Raw genomic sequence first — 838 nt, forward strand, 5'->3', positions numbered from 1 at the left:
CCAGCTTGCAAATGATTGTCCTTTCCTTCATTTCTCTCCTATTACGAAGATTTTAAACAGGTTCTAAGAGCCTATTCTAACTGCTTTCTGACTGTTCAATGAATGTATGCTTGCAATATTAGGGGAACTCATAGAGGAATTAGGTATATGTCCTTTTTTAGCTTTTTCTGTTAATTGATATTCGTTTACTCCTCCTTGAGTTTGATTACACATTCCCTGATCTGGAGATAAAAATTTATCTCTTATGCTTAATGCCAGTTGTAACTCTTGAATCTTATTTGAAAAACATTTCATTTTAGCCTCTGTTAATTTTCCTGTAACAATTTCTTTAAGCAATTCTCCTGAGTCGTTATTATTATTATTCTTGCTATTAAAGCTGTGCAAGATAGAGTCTACAATCTTATTTACCCCTTCTTGTTTGTTAAATTCTAATTTTTTTACGCATTTTCTAACAGAAGGTGACAACTTGGCCTTTAACGTGTCATCTCGTAGTTCTTTACCCATATTTTTTCCAATGTTACAACGTTCGTTGACAACTTCTTTAACCTTAGCTTCTATGATCTCCCTTGCGGATTGTTTCAAATTACTTTCTAATAATTCAAGCAGCTTACTGCTTTCAAATTTGCCATCATCTTGATTTGATAGAGACTTTATAGTTTCATTAAGCACGTTATGGCAAAAGTGTTTCTTTTCAAATTCAGAAAAACTTTTTTTCAACTCTTTATTTTTATCAGATAAAAATTTATCGCAATTCTCATTCCCACGAAGCTTAGAACCTGTTTAAAATCTTCGTAATAGGGGAGAAATGAAGGAAAGGACAATCATTTGCAAGCTGGTG

1 protein-coding gene is annotated in these 838 nt (G+C 32.7%); it reads right to left on the minus strand.

The genetic code is table 11. From position 1 onward, the window contains the following. Positions 1-63: 63 nt before the first annotated feature. Complete coding sequence (locus OZD61_RS01640; RefSeq protein ID WP_274979609.1) at positions 64-717, minus strand: hypothetical protein; 654 nt, start codon at positions 715-717, stop codon at positions 64-66. Between the last annotated feature and the right edge of the window lie 121 nt (positions 718-838).

The organism is Wolbachia endosymbiont of Drosophila bocki, from assembly GCF_028982005.1.
Classification (GTDB): Bacteria; Pseudomonadota; Alphaproteobacteria; order Rickettsiales; family Anaplasmataceae; genus Wolbachia; species Wolbachia pipientis.